We start from the raw sequence: 14,898 nt of genomic DNA, 5'->3' as shown, positions 1-14,898 counted from the left end.
GCGCCGCTCGGGGCCACTCTCGTGCCCCCGAGCGGCCGTGCAAATCTTCCGCAAAGAGGTCTAAACCAATGTTCAGGCGACCCTTGTCATCGGACCCCCTGGTCTGATGAGCTGTGGCCTGGGACACAACGGACACCCTGGGAAAGGGAGATGTCGTGAGCAACGAAAGCCTGGCCAACCTTCTGAAGGAGGAGCGACGCTTCGCGCCGCCGGCTGACCTGGCCGCGGGCGCCAACGTCACGGCGGAGGCGTACGAACAGGCCAAGGCTGACAGGCTCGGCTTCTGGGCCGAGCAGGCCCGGCGGCTGACCTGGGCCGAGGAGCCGACCGAGACGCTCGACTGGTCGAACCCGCCGTTCGCCAAGTGGTTCAAGGACGGCACGCTCAACGTGGCGTACAACTGCGTGGACCGGCACGTGGAGGCCGGGCACGGCGACCGGGTCGCGATCCACTTCGAGGGCGAGCCCGGCGACAGCCGCGCGATCACCTACGCCGAGCTCAAGGACGAGGTCTCCCGGGCCGCGAACGCGCTGCTGGAGCTGGGTGTCCGCAAGGGCGACCGGGTCGCGATCTACATGCCGATGATCGCGGAGACGGCCATCGCCATGCTGGCCTGCGCCCGGATCGGCGCCGCGCACTCCGTCGTCTTCGGCGGCTTCTCCGCGGACGCGCTGGCCACCCGCATCCAGGACGCCGACGCCCGCGTCGTGATCACGTCCGACGGCGGCTACCGGCGCGGCAAGCCGTCCGCGCTCAAGCCGGCCGTCGACGAGGCGGTCGAGCGCGTGGACAACGTGGAGCACGTGCTCGTGGTCCGCCGCACCGGCCAGGAGGTCGCCTGGACCGAGGGCCGGGACGTGTGGTGGCACGAGCTGGTGGGCCGGCAGTCGGCCGAGCACACCCCGGAGGCGTTCGAGGCGGAGCACCCGCTGTTCATCCTGTACACCTCGGGCACGACCGGGAAGCCGAAGGGCATCCTGCACACCTCCGGCGGCTACCTGACCCAGACGGCGTACACGCACTGGGCCGTCTTCGACCTCAAGCCGGAGACCGACGTCTACTGGTGCACCGCCGACGTCGGCTGGGTCACCGGCCACTCCTACATCGTCTACGGACCGCTGGCGAACGGCGCGACGCAGGTGATGTACGAGGGCACCCCCGACACCCCGCACCAGGGCCGCTTCTGGGAGATCGTGCAGAAGTACGGGGTGACGGTCCTGTACACGGCGCCGACCGCCATCCGCACGTTCATGAAGTGGGGCGACGACATCCCCGCGAAGTTCGACCTGTCCTCCCTGCGCGTGCTGGGCTCGGTCGGCGAGCCGATCAACCCCGAGGCGTGGATCTGGTACCGGAAGAACATCGGCGCGGAGCGCACCCCGGTCGTCGACACCTGGTGGCAGACGGAGACCGGCGCGATGATGATCTCGCCGCTGCCAGGCGTGACGGAGGCCAAGCCCGGCTCCGCACAGCGCCCGCTGCCCGGCATCTCCGCCACGGTCGTGGACGACGAGGCGAACGAGGTCCCGAAGGGCGGCGGTGGCTACCTCGTGCTCACCGAGCCGTGGCCGGCGATGCTGCGCACCATCTGGGGCGACGACCAGCGGTTCATCGACACCTACTGGTCGCGTTTCGAGGGCAAGTACTTCGCCGGTGACGGCGCCAAGAAGGACGACGACGGCGACATCTGGCTGCTCGGCCGCGTCGACGACGTGATGCTCGTGTCCGGGCACAACATCTCCACCACGGAGGTCGAGTCGGCCCTGGTGTCGCACCCCTCGGTCGCCGAGGCGGCCGTGGTGGGCGCCGTGGACGAGACGACCGGGCAGGCGATCGTCGCCTTCGTGATCCTGCGCGGCGCGGCCGCGGAGACGGAGGACCTGGTCGCCGAGCTGCGCAACCACGTCGGCAGCACGCTCGGCCCGATCGCCAAGCCGAAGCGGATCCTGCCGGTGGCGGAGCTGCCCAAGACGCGCTCCGGGAAGATCATGCGGCGACTGCTGCGCGACGTGGCGGAGAACCGGCAGCTCGGGGACGTCACGACGCTGACGGACTCGACGGTGATGGACCTCATCCAGACGAAGCTCCCGGCATCGCCGAGCGAGGACTGAGGACCGACGGCCTCACCCAGGGTGCCCCGGATCCGGGCCACCCTGGGCCCGCGGCCGGCCCGTGACTTCGTAAGGGGCCGGTAAACTGGTGACCTCAGGGTGTGCCGGGAAGTCTGGTCGGCGACGCCGTCGGTGATCCCGCACGACGGCGGCAAGCCGCATCGACCCGGAGGTCCCACCGTGGCCGCGCCCCGCACCACCAACACCGCCCGCAAGGTCCTCGGACGGCTCTCCTTGCCCGAGCGGACCTTCGTCGTGGACGCGCTGCGCACCGAGACCGTCGGTGGCGTGCTGCTCCTCCTCGCCGCGCTGGCCGCCCTGGCCTGGGCGAACATCCCCGCACTGCGCGCGAGCTACGAGAGCGTCGGCGACTTCCACTTCGGCCCCTCGGCCCTCGGCCTGCACCTCTCCGTCGCCCACTGGGCCGCCGACGGGCTGCTCGCGATCTTCTTCTTCGTCGCCGGCATCGAACTGAAACGCGAGCTCGTCGCGGGCGACCTGCGCGACCCCCGGGCCGCCGTCCTGCCGGTGGTCGCCGCGCTGTGCGGCATGGCCGTACCCGCCGTCGTGTACACCCTCACCAATGCCGCCGGGGGCGGATCGCTCGCGGGCTGGGCGGTGCCGACGGCGACCGACATCGCGTTCGCGCTCGCCGTCCTCGCGGTCATCGGCACCTCGCTGCCGAGCGCCCTGCGCGCGTTCCTGCTCACACTCGCCGTCGTCGACGACCTGTTCGCCATCCTGATCATCGCCGTCTTCTTCACCGACCACCTGAACTTCGCCGCGCTCGGCGGCGCGGCGGCCGGTCTGGCGGTCTTCTGGCTGCTGCTGCGGGCGGGCGTGCGCGGGTGGTACGTGTACGTCCCGCTCGCAATGGTCGTCTGGGCCCTGATGTACAACAGCGGCGTGCACGCCACCATCGCGGGCGTGGCGATGGGCCTGATGCTGCGCTGCACCACCCGCGACGGCGAGGAGCGCTCCCCCGGCGAGCGCATCGAGCACCTCGTCCGGCCCCTGTCCGCGGGCCTTGCCGTGCCGCTGTTCGCCCTGTTCAGCGCCGGTGTCTCGCTCTCCGGGAATGCGCTGTCGGACGTGTTCACCCGGCCCGAGACCCTCGGCGTGGTCCTCGGTCTCGTGGTCGGCAAGGCGGTCGGCATCTTCGGCGGCACCTGGTTCACCGCCCGCTTCACCCGGGCCTCGCTCAGCGACGACCTGGCCTGGGCGGACGTGTTCGCCGTCGCCGCCCTCGCCGGGATCGGCTTCACCGTCTCCCTGCTCATCGGCGAGCTGGCCTTCGAGGGCGACGCGGCGATGACCGAAGAGGTCAAGGCCGCCGTCCTGTGCGGCTCCCTCGTCGCGGCGACGCTGGCGACCGTCCTGCTGAAGGTGCGCAACGCCAAGTACCGCAGGCTGTGCGAGGCCGAGGAGCGCGACGACGACCTCGACGGCATCCCCGACGTCTACGAGGAGGACGACCCGGCGTACCACCTGCGCATGGCCGCCATCCACGAGCGGAAGGCCGCCGAGCACCGCCGGATCGCCGAGGAGAAGGCCGCCGAACGGGCACGGCGGCTTGCCGAAGTGCCGGGCGGGGCAGGCGAGGAGAACGACAGTCCGGCATGATCTGACGGGACGGTACAAAAGACGGGACCGTTCCCAGTCGGGCAGAAGTCAGGCAGCAGTCGAGCCGGACCGGACCCGGACGGAATTCCACCCAGTCACGAGAGGGAGACCGCGATGAGCGCACCCGACGGCAGCCCGGTCGGCGCCGAACGCAGCATCGGCCAGCTGTTCGCCTCGGCGACGACCGAATTGTCCGCGCTGGTGCACGACGAGATCGCGCTGGCCAAGGCCCAGCTGAAGCGGGACGTCAAGCGCGGCGCCACGAGCGGCGGCGCGTTCAGCGCGGCCGGCGTGCTGCTGCTGTTCTCCCTGCCGATGCTCAACTTCGCCCTCGCGTACGGCATTCGGACCTGGAGCGGCTGGAACCTCGCGGTCTGCTTCCTGCTGTCCTTCGCGGCCAACGTCCTCGTCGCCGGCGTCCTCGCGCTGATCGGCGTGGCCTTCGCCAAGAAGGCGAAGAGGAGCCAGGGCCCGCAGAAGGTCGCCACGTCGATGAAGGAGACGGCGCACGTCCTGCAGAAGGCCAAGCCGCACCCCCGCCCGGAGACCCCGGCCCTGGAGGACCGGGCGCCCCAGGCCATCGAGGCTGTGGCACGCTCGTCGTCATGACGGATCCCGCCACCCCTCCGGCGCAGCCCACCTCGGTCGTACGGCTCGACCTGCCCGGCGGCCGAAAGGTGACCCACCGGGACGTGGCCGCCAACGGCGCCCGCTTCCACATCGCCGAGCTCGGCGACGGCCCGCTGGTGCTGCTGCTGCACGGCTTCCCGCAGTTCTGGTGGACCTGGCGGCACCAGCTCGCCGCGCTGGCCGACGCGGGGTTCCGGGCCGTCGCCATGGACCTGCGGGGCGTGGGCGGCAGCGACCGCACGCCCCGCGGATACGATCCCGCCAACCTGGCGCTGGACATCACCGGCGTGATCCGCTCGCTCGGGGAGCCGGACGCCGCCCTGGTCGGCCACGACCTCGGCGGCTATCTGGCGTGGACGGCGGCCGCGATGCGCCCGAAGCTCGTACGGCGGCTCGCGGTCTCCTCGATGCCTCACCCCCGGCGCTGGCGCTCGGCGATGGTCTCTGACCCGCGGCAGAGCGCCGCGAGCTCCTACATCTGGGGCTTCCAGCGGCCGTGGATCCCCGAGCGGCAGCTGACCGCCGACGACGGGGCGCTCGTGGCCCGGCTCGTACGGGACTGGTCGGGGCCGCGACTGCCGGACGACGAGGCGGTGGAGACGTACCGCCGCGCCATCTGCATCCCCTCCACGGCGCACTGCTCGATAGAGCCCTACCGCTGGATGGTGCGCTCCCTGGCCCGCCCCGACGGCATCCAGTTCTACCGCCGGATGAAGCGGCCCCTGCGGGTGCCGACGCTGCATCTGCACGGCTCCCTCGACCCGGTGCAGCGCATCCGCAGCGCGGCCGGTTCGGGAGAGTACGTCGAGGCGCCGTACCGCTGGCGGCTCTTCGACGGGCTGGGGCACTTCCCGCACGAGGAGGATCCGGTCGCTTTCTCCACCGAACTGGTCAATTGGCTGAAGGACCCCGAACCCGATCGGTGACCGAGCCGCTGCGCCCGGTATCCGGACGTGAACGCCTGTCCTACGAACGGCCAATTGCCTGGCGCATAGGCCAATTGGGGTGCCCGCGCGCGGTTATGGACCTTGGGCCAGGGGCAGACGTCGGGGTATGGGCTGGACGCACGACTACAGTGACGCAGCACGCAGCCGCCGTTCCACGGCAGGGCTCAACTCCCACCAGCGGGGCACCCCGCAACTGACGGGCGCCGACCCGCGGGTGGGCATCTCGCGCATCCTGCGCCGCCGGGCCCGCTGGGTCTCCGTACGCCTGCGTCACACCCGCGACTGAGCCGCGAGCCCGGCCCCACGGCCGGGCTCAGAGCGCACAGCTGTCGCTGTCCACCTGCTGGTTCGCGGTACGCCCCTTGGCGATGTCCTGCTGGATCTCGTCCGCCGAGAGCGCGTAGCCGGTCTGGGCGTCGTCGAGGGACTTGGCGAACACCACGCCGTAGACCCTGCCGTCGGTGGTGAGCAGCGGGCCGCCGGAGTTGCCCTGGCGGACGGTCGCGTAGAGCGAGTAGACGTCGCGGCGGACCGTGCCGCGGTGGTAGATGTCCGGGCCGTTGGCCGTGATGCGCCCGCGCACCCGCGCCGAGCGCACGTCGTACGACCCGTTCTCCGGGAAGCCGGCGACGATCGCGCTGTCACCGCTGCGGGCGTCCGTGCGCGTGAACTTCAGCGCCGGGGCCTTCAGGTCCGGTACGTCCAGTACGGCGATGTCGCGCTGCCAGTCGTAGAGGACGACCTTCGCGTCGTACCTGCGGCCCACGCCGCCGATCTGGACGGTGGGCTCGTCGACGCCGCCGACGACGTGCGCGTTGGTCATCACGCGGCGGTCGCCGAAGACGAAGCCGCTGCCCTCCAGCACCTTGCCGCAGCTGCGCGCGGTGCCGACCACCTTGACGACGGACTGCCTGGCGCGGGTGGCCACGGCGCTGCCCGCCAGGGCCGGGTCCGGGGGCCGTACGTCGGTGATCGGTTCATTGGCGAACGGGCTGAAGACCTGCGGGAAGCCGTTCTGCGCCAGGACCGAGGAGAAGTGCGTGAACCAGGTGTCGGCCTGGGCGGGCAGAACGCCGGAGACTCCGATCAGCACTCTGGAGTTGCGCACCTCCTTGCCGACGGTCGGAATCGTCGTGGAACCGAGGAGCGAGCCGATCAGCCACGCGACGAAGAGCAGCGCCGCGACGTTGACCAGGGCGCCGCCGGTCGCGTCCAGGGTGCGCGCCGGGGACCAGGTGATGTACACGCGCAGCTTGTTGCCGAGGTGGGTGGTCAGAGCCTGGCCGACCGAGGCGCAGACGATGACGACGACCACCGCGACGACGGCCGCGGTGGTGCTGACCGGCGAGCCGTCCGTCAGCGCGTCCCAGACGACCGGCAGCGTGTACACGGCGACGACGCCGCCGCCCAGGAAACCGATCACCGACAGGATGCCGACGACGAAGCCCTGGCGGTAGCCCACGACCGCGAACCACACGGCGGCGACCAGCAGCAGGATGTCCAGCACGTTCACCGCTTCGAGCCTCGCCTCATCGTTTCGCGGTCACCACGGATCGGCCGGGGGGCCGGTACGCCGCACAGCGCGGTACGGGCTTGGCGTCCCCCGGGAAAACACAGCACGGCGCCCACCCTGTCATGACCGCCAGTCGAGTGGGACCTGCTTGGTCCGGTCCCAGGGCTCCTCCCAGCCCGCGAAGTGCAGCAGGCGGTCGATGATGCCGGCGGTGAAGCCCCAGACGAGGGCCGATTCGACCAGGAATGCCGGACCGCGGTGGCCGCTGGGGTGCACGGTGGTGGCGCGGTTGCGCGGGTTCGTGAGATCCGCCACGGGGACCGTGAAGACGCGGGCGGTCTCGGCGGGGTCGACGACGCCGACCGGGCTGGGCTCGCGCCACCAGCCGAGCACCGGCGTGACGACGAAGCCGCTGACCGGGATGTACAGCCGGGGCAGCACGCCGAACAGCTGGACGCCGGCCGGAACCAGCCCGGTCTCCTCCTCCGCCTCCCGCAGCGCCGCCCGCAGCGGCCCCTCGGCCGTCGGGTCGCCGTCCACGGGGTCGAGCGCGCCGCCGGGGAAGGACGGCTGCCCGGCGTGCGAGCGCAGCGAGCTGGCCCGCTCCATCAGCAGCAGCTCCGGGCCGCGCTCGCCCTCGCCGAACAGGATCAGTACGGCGGACTGGCGCCCCGCGCCGTCCTCCGGCGGCAGGAAACGGCTCAGCTCGACCGGCCGGACGGTCTCCACGACGCGCACGACGGGCTCCAGCCATCCCGGCAGACCCTCCGTGCTGAGCGCGGCCCGGCCGCCCTGGGTGTCACTCGCGCGCGTCATCGCCCTCCCCGTCGTCCTGCTGCTTCCAACGCCTGCCGGCCCCGGGATCGTTCCGCGCCGGCGGCCCCGGCCCCCGTCCCGACCGACCCGGCTGCCACAGCCGACCCAGCCGTCCCGGGCGTCTCAGGTCCCGGCGGTCCCGGTCGTCCCGTCATCCGGCCCCCAGCGGCGGGGCCGGCTTGCCGCCCGCGTCCAGGTAGGCCTGCGGGGGCTTCAGCCGCTGGCCGGGGAAGCCGCCCTTCTCGTACTTCAGCAGCTTCCGCGCCTTCTCGGGGTCGGTCTCGCCCTCGCCGTACGCGGGGCAGAGGGGGGCGATCGGGCAGGCGCCGCAGGCGGGCTTGCGGGCGTGGCAGATACGGCGACCGTGGAAGATCACATGGTGCGAGAGCATCGTCCAGTCGCTCCGGGGGAAGAGCGCGCCGACGGCGGCCTCGATCTTGTCGGGGTCGGTCTCGTCGGTCCACTGCCAGCGCCGCACCAGCCGCTGGAAGTGCGTGTCCACGGTGATGCCGGGGTGGCCGAAGGCGTTGCCGAGGACCACGAAGGCGGTCTTGCGGCCGACGCCGGGCAGCTTGACGAGGTCCTGGAGGCGGCCGGGGACCTGTCCGCCGAACTCCGCCACCAGCGCCTTGGACAGGCCCATGACCGACTTGGTCTTGGCCCGGAAGAAGCCGGTGGGACGGAGGATCTCCTCGACCTCCTCCGGGTTGGCGGCGGCGAGGTCCTCGGGGGTCGGGTAGCGGTCGAACAGCGCGGGCGTCGTCTGGTTCACCCTCAGGTCCGTGGTCTGCGCGGACAGCACCGTGGCGACCAGCAGCTGGAAGGGGTTCTCGAAGTCCAGCTCGGGGTGGGCGTACGGGTACACCTCGGCGAGCTCGCGGTTGATGCGCCGGGCACGGCGGACGAGCGCGGTGCGCGACTCGTTCCGCGGCGGTTTCGGGGCGACGGTCTTCTCGGCGGAGGCCTGCCGCACGGCGACCGTGCCGTCCTCGGGCGCGACGGTCACCTTCTTCGGCGGCTTGGCCTTCCGCACGGCGGCGGCCGACTTCACCGCGGCTCTCGCGGTGGTCCTCGCGGTGGTCCTCGCGGTGGCCTTCTTCGTGGCGAGGGCCTTTTCGGCCGGAGCTTTCTTCGCGGTGGCCTTCTTCGCAGCCGTCTTCTCCGCGGTGGCCTTCTTGGCGGCCGCCACCTTCTTCACCGGAGCCGTCTTCTTCGCGGGTGCCTTTTTGACTGTTTTTTCCGTTTTGTTTCCATCGTCGGGGCTTTGTTCGCCCACAGCGGAATCCTTACGTACAACCACCCGCGCAGCCCCCTAGGCCTGTGCTCTCACCGGCGTTTTGGACACCCGGCCAGCCTAAAGGCAGGCACGGACATCCGCCCCGGGCCCCGGGGATCAGCCCCCGATTGGACCCCTGCCGCTTACCCCGGGACTCCGGTGCGGCATCCTTGTGACAGATCACACTGTTTGGATCGTCCGGCAAAATGGGGAACACGGTCCCCTGGCACACCGGGGAGCAAGATCCCCTGAGCAGGTCGACAAGGAGAGAACTCGTGGACGACGTTCTGCGGCGCAATCCGCTCTTCGCGGCGCTCGACGACGAGCAGGCCGCGGAGCTCCGCGCCTCCATGACGGAGGTGACGCTCGCACGCGGCGACTCGCTCTTCCACGAAGGCGACCCTGGTGACCGCCTGTACGTGGTCACCGAGGGCAAGGTCAAGCTGCACCGCACGTCCCCCGACGGCCGGGAGAACATGCTGGCGGTGGTCGGCCCCGGCGAGCTCATCGGCGAGCTGTCGCTCTTCGACCCCGGCCCGCGCACCGCGACGGCGACCGCGCTGACCGAGGTCAAGCTGCTGGCCCTGGGCCACGGCGACCTCCAGCCCTGGCTGAACGCGCGGCCCGAGGTGGCCGGCGCCCTGCTGCGCGCCGTCGCCCGGCGCCTGCGCAAGACCAACGACCAGATGTCCGACCTGGTCTTCTCCGATGTGCCGGGCCGTGTCGCCCGCGCCCTGCTGGACCTCTCGCGCCGCTTCGGCGTGCAGTCCGAGGAGGGCATCCACGTCGTGCACGACCTGACGCAGGAGGAGCTGGCCCAGCTGGTCGGCGCGTCCCGCGAGACCGTGAACAAGGCCCTGGCGGACTTCGCCGGGCGCGGCTGGCTCCGCCTGGAGGCGCGCGCGGTCATCCTGCTGGACGTGGAGCGCCTCGCCAAGCGCTCGCGCTGACCGCGGGCACGGCTCAACGCGACGCGCGGAGAGGGGCCCGTCTCCTGGGAGACGGGACCCTCTCCGCGCGTCCACGCCCGGCCACTGCCCTCGCCGCGCGTCCGAAAGCGGCACCCTGCGTGCAGACGGGTCCGTGTCCGGACGGGTTCATGGCCCGGACGAGCCCGTGGTTCAGATGAGCCCGTGCTCGCGCAGGTATTCCATCTGGGCCCGGACCGACAGCTCCGCCGCGGGCCACAGGGAGCGGTCGACGTCGGCGTACACATGGGCGACGACCTGGGCCGGGGTGCGGTGGCCGTCCTCGACCGCCGTCTCGACCTGGGCGAGCCGGTGGGCGCGGTGCGCGAGGTAGAACTCGACGGCACCCTGGGCGTCCTCCAGCACGGGACCATGACCCGGCAGGACCGTGTGCACGCCGTCGTCGACCGTGAGGGACCTCAGCCGCCGCAGGGAGTCCAGGTAGTCGCCGAGACGGCCGTCGGGATGCGCCACGACCGTGGTGCCGCGGCCCAGGATGGTGTCGCCGGTCAGCACCGCCCGGTCGGCCGGGAGGTGGAAGCACAGGGAGTCCGCGGTGTGGCCGGGGGTCGGTACGACCCTCAGCTCCAGGCCGCCCACCGTGATCAGGTCCCCGGCGGCCAGGCCCTCGTCGCCCAGCCTCAGCGCCGGGTCCAGCGCCCGCACCTTGGTACCGGTCAGCTCGGCGAAGCGGGCGGCACCGGCCGCGTGGTCGGGATGGCCGTGGGTGAGCAGGGTCAGGGCTATGCGCTTGCCCGCCCGCTCGGCCGTGTCGACGACCGCCCGCAGATGGCCCTCGTCCTGCGGGCCCGGGTCGATCACCACGGCCAGGTCGGAGCCGGGTTCGGAGACGAGCCAGGTGTTGGTGCCGTCCAGGGTCATGGCGGAGGGGTTGGGCGCGAGGACGTTGACGGCCCGCGCGGTCGCGGGGCCGGTGTGGACGCCGCCCCGGGGCTGACCGGGGAGCGTTGCTGCGTCCGTCATGCGAGGGGACCTTCCTGGACGTCGGTCGTGCGGGCGGTACGGGATCCCCGGGAACCCTGCCCGGCCGTACGGGGGCCCCGCCAGGTCATGCCGGGGCCCCGCCGGCCGGAATGTGCTTGGTGAACTCGTCGTGGCCCGGCCAGGACAGCACGACCTCGCCGTCCACGAGGCGGGCCCGGGCCAGCACGGGCGCCAGGTCGCGCTCGCGCGCCCCCGTGAGTGCCTCGGCGGCGGTGTCGTACGCGGTCAGCCCGCGCAGCGTGGCGATGGTGGGCGGCATCATCAGCAGCTCGCCCCGGTCGTACGAGGCCGCCGCGTCGGCGGGGCGGATCCACACCGTGCGGTCGGCCTCGGTGGAGGCGTTCCGGGTGCGCTGCCCCTCCGGGAGCGCGGCCACGAAGAACCAGGTGTCGTAGCGGCGGGACTCGAACTCGGGGGTGATCCAGCGGGCCCAGGCGCCCAGCAGGTCCGAGCGCAGGGTCAGGCCGCGGCGGTCGAGGAACTCCGCGAAGGACAGCTCACGGGCGACCAGCGCGGCCCGGTCGGCCTCCCACTGCGGGGCCGTGGTGTCGCCGACGACGGAGTCCGGGTCGGGACCGGCTAGCAGCACGCCCGCCTCCTCGTACGTCTCGCGCACGGCCGCGCAGACGATCGCCTGGGCCGCCGCGTCGTCGACGCCGAGCCGGTCCGCCCACCACGCGCGCGTGGGACCCGCCCAGCGGACCTGGTGGTCGTCGTCGCGGGGGTCCACGCCGCCGCCGGGATAGGCGTACGCGCCCCCGGCGAAGGCCATGGAGGCGCGTCTGCGCAGCATGTGGACGACGGGCCCGGAGCCGGCGTCCTTCAGGAGCATCACCGTCGCCGCGCGCCTGGGAGCGACCGGCGTGAGGGTGCCGTCCGCGAGCGCGCGGATACGGGCCGGCCAGTCCGGGGGAAACCACTGCCCATTCGCCATGGGCGGAGGCTATCCCGTGGTGCGCGAATGTTCGAGAGGTGCCCGAGGCGCATGTCCGCAGGTGACCGAGGTCCCTGCCGGCAGGCACCCGAGGCTCGTGTCCGTGGGCACCCGAGGCCCATGCCCGCGATCCGAGCCCGCGGGCAGCCCCGAGGCCAGGACCAGGACGGGTCGGGACCCTGTCCCGGGAACCTCCCGAGCCCGCCCGGGACCCTCCCGGGCCCCCCTGAAGCTCCTGGGTCCCTCCCGGGCCCTCCTGAGCCCGCCCCGGGACCCTCGGCCTTCCGGAATCTCCCGGGTCCCTCCGGGGACCCTCCCGAAGCTTTGCTACGGCAGCAGCTCGACCTGGATCTCGACCTCCACCGGCGCGTCCAGCGGCAGCACCGCCACGCCGACCGCGCTGCGCGCGTGCACGCCCCGCTCGCCGAGGACCTCGCCGAGCAGCTCGCTGGCGCCGTTGACGACACCCGGCTGGCCCGTGAAGTCTGCCGCCGAGGCGACGAAGCCGACGACCTTCACCACGCGCGCGACGCGGTCCAGGTCGCCCACGACGGACTTGACGGCGGCCAGCGCGTTCAGCGCGCAGGTGCGGGCCAGCTCCTTGGCCTCCTCCGCCGTGACCTCCAGGCCCACCTTGCCGGTGACCGGGAGCTTGCCCTCGACCATCGGCAGCTGGCCCGCGGTGTAGACGTAGGAGCCGGACCGCACGGCCGGCTGGTAGGAGGCCAGCGGGGGCACGACCTCCGGCAGGGTCAGGCCCAGCTCGGCCAGCTTCGCCTCGACCGCGCTCATCCCTGCTTCTCCCGCTTGAGGTAGGCCACCAGCTGCTCCGGGTTCGGGCCGGGCACGACCTGGACGAGCTCCCAGCCGTCCTCGCCCCAGGTGTCCAGAATCTGCTTCGTGGCATGGACGAGCAGCGGCACGGTTGCGTATTCCCAAGAACGATGGCTTACTTCAGCCATGACGACACCCCAGGTGGTTAGCGGTATGAACCTTCACGTTGCAGGCTATACGCGCCAGTCCTACGGCCGGGTCAACGGCAGTGAGGCCAGCCCCGCGAGCCAGCGTGACGCTAACCAGGGGCGGTTCGAGTTGTTCGCCGCTGAGATGGCACGGCAGGGGCGTGAGGCTTCGTGGCACGGCCATTACGAGGATGTAGGCGTTTCCGCATTCAGCGGCACTGAGCGGCCGGATTTTGAACGTCTGCTGCGTGACTGCCGCACGGGCCGAATCAACGTCGTCATCGTCTACAACATCAGCCGCTTTTCTCGGCTTGAACCGCTCGACGCCATGCCGATTGTGAGTGAGCTGCAAGCGCTGGGTGTGACGATCGTCTCTGTCGCTGAGGGTGTGTTCCGTCCTGGCGACACCATGGACTTGATTCACCTGATCTTCCGGCTTGACGCAGCGCACCAGGAGTCCAAGAACAAGAGCACTGCCGTCCGTGATGCTGCTGCGCTGGCTCGCTCGCTGGGTGGCTATGTGGGCGGTAAGGCGCCTTACGGTCGCCGACTCAAGCAGGAGACCCGAACTGCCCCGAACGGCAAGCCTGTTGCGATTCAGACGCTCACGACGCAGCCGGATGAGGCCGAGGTTATCCGGCGCATTACTAAGGGGCTGCTCGCTGGCACGGACTCTGTCCATTCGATGTGCACGACGCTGAACGCTGAGGGTGTGGGCACTCTGGGTGCCTCGCGCGGGAAGAAGACTGCGGGTAGCGCTTGGCACCCCAAGACTGTGATTCGGATGCTGCGTCACCCGCACCTCGCTGGGTTCGACGCTGAGGCCATCTACAACGCTGCGGGCAGGGTTACGGGTCATCGTGTCCGGCGTGACGCTGAGGGTAAGCCTGTGCGCGTTTGGGAGCCCATTCTCAGCGAGGCTGATTGGTTCGCCGTTCAGGATTGGCTCGACGCTCGGCCGGTCCGTATGAACGAGCACAGGACTACGGCGCTGCTCTCGTCTCAGGGCATCCTCACATGTGCGTGTGGCTGCTCGATGAGTGCCAACAACGCTGACCGCCCTAGCTACTTCTGCAACCGTCCGTCGGGTAAGCCGCTGACGGACGCACCAGGCGACCATGAGGGCCGTAGCTACATCAGCCGCACGGCCCTTGATGACCACGTGGCCCGGAGCATCTTTTCTCTGATCGATGCTGCCGAGTGGGACGAGAAGTCGCGCGAGATTCTCGAACGGGTCTCTGTCCACTACGCCGAGGTCAATGAGACGCCCGAGGCAGCGCAGGAACGACAGACCGTCATGCATGAGCGGGCAGACGCTACGCGCGCGCTGACACAGCTTTATGACGACCGTGAGCTTTACGCCGGTGACCCTGTCGGCCGGGTGCGCTGGCAGGAGGACGTAAAGGCTCAGCAGGACCGGCTACGCGCTGCGGACGCACGGCTAGAGGTGTTGGGCCAGCCTGGCTCGCTGGTGCTGCCTATCAGCGCGTGGACCGAGTCGGACAGTGGCGACCCGATGGGCCCGGGGTCCTGGTGGGAGTCGGCATCGCTCGCGGACCGTCGAGAGTTCGTGGCGCTGTTCTGTAAGCGCATCGTCGTCCGTAAGGCACTCGCCAGCGAGAAAAGCCGAGGCAACAAAGCGCGGGCTGTCATTGACGGTCGCGTGACTGTCGAGTGGGTCTGAGCGCCTCTCTCGCAGCCTTTCAGCCCCGTTCGGCCCTGGTGGTCGGGCGGGGTTCTTTCATGCCCACAGACGGCCGCTCAGTGAGACGGTGTGCCACCACCGACTTGATAACGAGAAGGTAACGGTTATTCGGTCTAGTGCCCCCTGCGGGCTGCTATGCGCGTTCGACGCACTCAGAACTAGACGTAACCATCTGGTGAGGAGAGACACCGTGGCAGCAGTCGAACTGATCACGCTCATCATGTCGTGGGCTAACGAGGATTCACACCGTGGCAATCTGGCCCGCGCGTTTCAGGCGGACATAGGCCACAACCCCGTGCTACAGGCTCAGCGTCTCGCAATGCTTGGCCTAGCCGCTGAGCGTCACGTCACGTCCGCCTGAAACCGAAACCGTCCGGCAGTGCGCTGGGCGGTTTTTCTTTACTCGAA

14 protein-coding genes are annotated in these 14,898 nt (G+C 70.8%); 7 read left to right on the top strand and 7 right to left on the bottom strand.

Annotation, left to right across the window (positions count from 1 at the left end):
- Positions 1–155 precede the first annotated feature (155 nt).
- The 5 genes from acs (at position 156) to ACF1A5_RS09955 (ending at position 5,597) form a co-directional block, all read left to right on the top strand.
- Positions 156–2,111 carry an acetate--CoA ligase gene (gene acs / locus ACF1A5_RS09975; RefSeq protein ID WP_392192336.1) on the top strand — a complete coding sequence of 652 codons (1,956 nt, stop codon included), beginning with the start codon at positions 156–158 and terminating at the stop codon, positions 2,109–2,111.
- 180 nt (positions 2,112–2,291) lie between these two features.
- On the top strand, positions 2,292–3,734 hold the full coding sequence (nhaA, locus tag ACF1A5_RS09970) for a Na+/H+ antiporter NhaA (RefSeq protein WP_392192335.1): 1,443 nt from the start codon (positions 2,292–2,294) through the stop codon (positions 3,732–3,734).
- A gap of 114 nt (positions 3,735–3,848) precedes the next feature.
- Complete coding sequence (locus ACF1A5_RS09965; RefSeq protein ID WP_392192334.1) at positions 3,849–4,343, top strand: phage holin family protein; 495 nt, start codon at positions 3,849–3,851, stop codon at positions 4,341–4,343.
- The gene (locus ACF1A5_RS09960) at positions 4,340–5,290 is read left to right on the top strand and encodes an alpha/beta hydrolase (RefSeq protein ID WP_356184601.1); all 951 of its coding nucleotides are present in this window, start codon (positions 4,340–4,342) and stop codon (positions 5,288–5,290) included. The genes ACF1A5_RS09965 and ACF1A5_RS09960 overlap by 4 nt, the downstream gene beginning before the upstream one ends.
- 127 nt (positions 5,291–5,417) lie before the next feature.
- Positions 5,418–5,597 (top strand): hypothetical protein, encoded by a 180-nt coding sequence (locus tag ACF1A5_RS09955; RefSeq protein ID WP_392192333.1) that lies wholly within the window; start codon positions 5,418–5,420, stop codon positions 5,595–5,597.
- Between the two features lie 27 nt (positions 5,598–5,624).
- Here ACF1A5_RS09955 and ACF1A5_RS09950 read toward each other — a convergent pair whose 3' ends face one another.
- The 3 genes from ACF1A5_RS09950 to nth all read right to left on the bottom strand — a co-directional run bounded on the left by ACF1A5_RS09950 (position 5,625) and on the right by nth (position 8,838).
- On the bottom strand, positions 5,625–6,824 hold the full coding sequence (locus tag ACF1A5_RS09950; protein WP_392192332.1) for a MarP family serine protease: 1,200 nt from the start codon (positions 6,822–6,824) through the stop codon (positions 5,625–5,627).
- Positions 6,825–6,944: 120 nt separating this feature from the next.
- Positions 6,945–7,640 (bottom strand): NUDIX hydrolase, encoded by a 696-nt coding sequence (locus ACF1A5_RS09945; protein ID WP_392192331.1) that lies wholly within the window; start codon positions 7,638–7,640, stop codon positions 6,945–6,947.
- A 151-nt stretch (positions 7,641–7,791) separates the two neighbouring features.
- Complete coding sequence (gene nth / locus ACF1A5_RS09940; RefSeq protein WP_392192330.1) at positions 7,792–8,838, bottom strand: endonuclease III; 1,047 nt, start codon at positions 8,836–8,838, stop codon at positions 7,792–7,794.
- Positions 8,839–9,191: 353 nt separating this feature from the next.
- Between nth and ACF1A5_RS09935 the strand changes: the two genes are divergently transcribed.
- A complete protein-coding gene (locus ACF1A5_RS09935; RefSeq protein WP_356184612.1) occupies positions 9,192–9,866 on the top strand; it encodes a Crp/Fnr family transcriptional regulator in 675 nt (224 codons plus the stop codon).
- Positions 9,867–10,037: 171 nt separating this feature from the next.
- Here the strand turns inward: ACF1A5_RS09935 and ACF1A5_RS09930 are convergent, their stop codons facing one another.
- The 4 genes from ACF1A5_RS09930 to ACF1A5_RS09915 all read right to left on the bottom strand — a co-directional run bounded on the left by ACF1A5_RS09930 (position 10,038) and on the right by ACF1A5_RS09915 (position 12,785).
- Positions 10,038–10,868, bottom strand: a complete 831-nt coding sequence (locus tag ACF1A5_RS09930; protein ID WP_392192329.1) for an MBL fold metallo-hydrolase — start codon at positions 10,866–10,868, stop codon at positions 10,038–10,040.
- A gap of 85 nt (positions 10,869–10,953) precedes the next feature.
- A complete protein-coding gene (locus tag ACF1A5_RS09925; protein ID WP_392192328.1) occupies positions 10,954–11,823 on the bottom strand; it encodes an NUDIX hydrolase in 870 nt (289 codons plus the stop codon).
- A 327-nt stretch (positions 11,824–12,150) separates the two neighbouring features.
- Entirely contained in the window at positions 12,151–12,615 is a 465-nt protein-coding gene (locus ACF1A5_RS09920; protein ID WP_392192327.1) for a RidA family protein, read from the bottom strand.
- A complete protein-coding gene (locus ACF1A5_RS09915; protein ID WP_392192326.1) occupies positions 12,612–12,785 on the bottom strand; it encodes a hypothetical protein in 174 nt (57 codons plus the stop codon). Before ACF1A5_RS09915 ends, ACF1A5_RS09920 begins: the two co-directional genes overlap by 4 nt.
- On the opposite strand from ACF1A5_RS09915, the gene ACF1A5_RS09910 reads away from it, so the two are divergent.
- Positions 12,784–14,469, top strand: a complete 1,686-nt coding sequence (locus ACF1A5_RS09910; protein ID WP_392192325.1) for a recombinase family protein — start codon at positions 12,784–12,786, stop codon at positions 14,467–14,469. The two genes, ACF1A5_RS09915 and ACF1A5_RS09910, sit on opposite strands and share 2 nt — an antisense overlap.
- Positions 14,470–14,898: the final 429 nt, after the last annotated feature.

Source organism: Streptomyces sp. NPDC014864, assembly GCF_043081525.1.
Classification (GTDB): Bacteria; Actinomycetota; Actinomycetes; order Streptomycetales; family Streptomycetaceae; genus Streptomyces.
The sequence above is the reverse complement of the archived record's forward strand: the minus strand, read 5'-3'. Positions and strand labels throughout refer to the sequence as shown.

Bases quoted from the DNA above. Each gene is read 5' to 3' on its own strand.
- ACF1A5_RS09945 (WP_392192331.1), bottom strand. From the start codon at position 7,640: ATGACGCGCGCGAGTGACACCCAGGGCGGCCGGGCCGCGCTCAGCACG.
- ACF1A5_RS09955 (WP_392192333.1), top strand. From the start codon at position 5,418: ATGGGCTGGACGCACGACTACAGTGACGCAGCACGCAGCCGCCGTTCC.
- ACF1A5_RS09930 (WP_392192329.1), bottom strand. From the start codon at position 10,868: ATGACGGACGCAGCAACGCTCCCCGGTCAGCCCCGGGGCGGCGTCCAC.
- ACF1A5_RS09960 (WP_356184601.1), top strand. From the start codon at position 4,340: ATGACGGATCCCGCCACCCCTCCGGCGCAGCCCACCTCGGTCGTACGG.
- ACF1A5_RS09910 (WP_392192325.1), top strand. From the start codon at position 12,784: ATGACGACACCCCAGGTGGTTAGCGGTATGAACCTTCACGTTGCAGGC.
- ACF1A5_RS09920 (WP_392192327.1), bottom strand. From the start codon at position 12,615: ATGAGCGCGGTCGAGGCGAAGCTGGCCGAGCTGGGCCTGACCCTGCCG.
- ACF1A5_RS09965 (WP_392192334.1), top strand. From the start codon at position 3,849: ATGAGCGCACCCGACGGCAGCCCGGTCGGCGCCGAACGCAGCATCGGC.
- ACF1A5_RS09915 (WP_392192326.1), bottom strand. From the start codon at position 12,785: ATGGCTGAAGTAAGCCATCGTTCTTGGGAATACGCAACCGTGCCGCTG.
- ACF1A5_RS09925 (WP_392192328.1), bottom strand. From the start codon at position 11,823: ATGGCGAATGGGCAGTGGTTTCCCCCGGACTGGCCGGCCCGTATCCGC.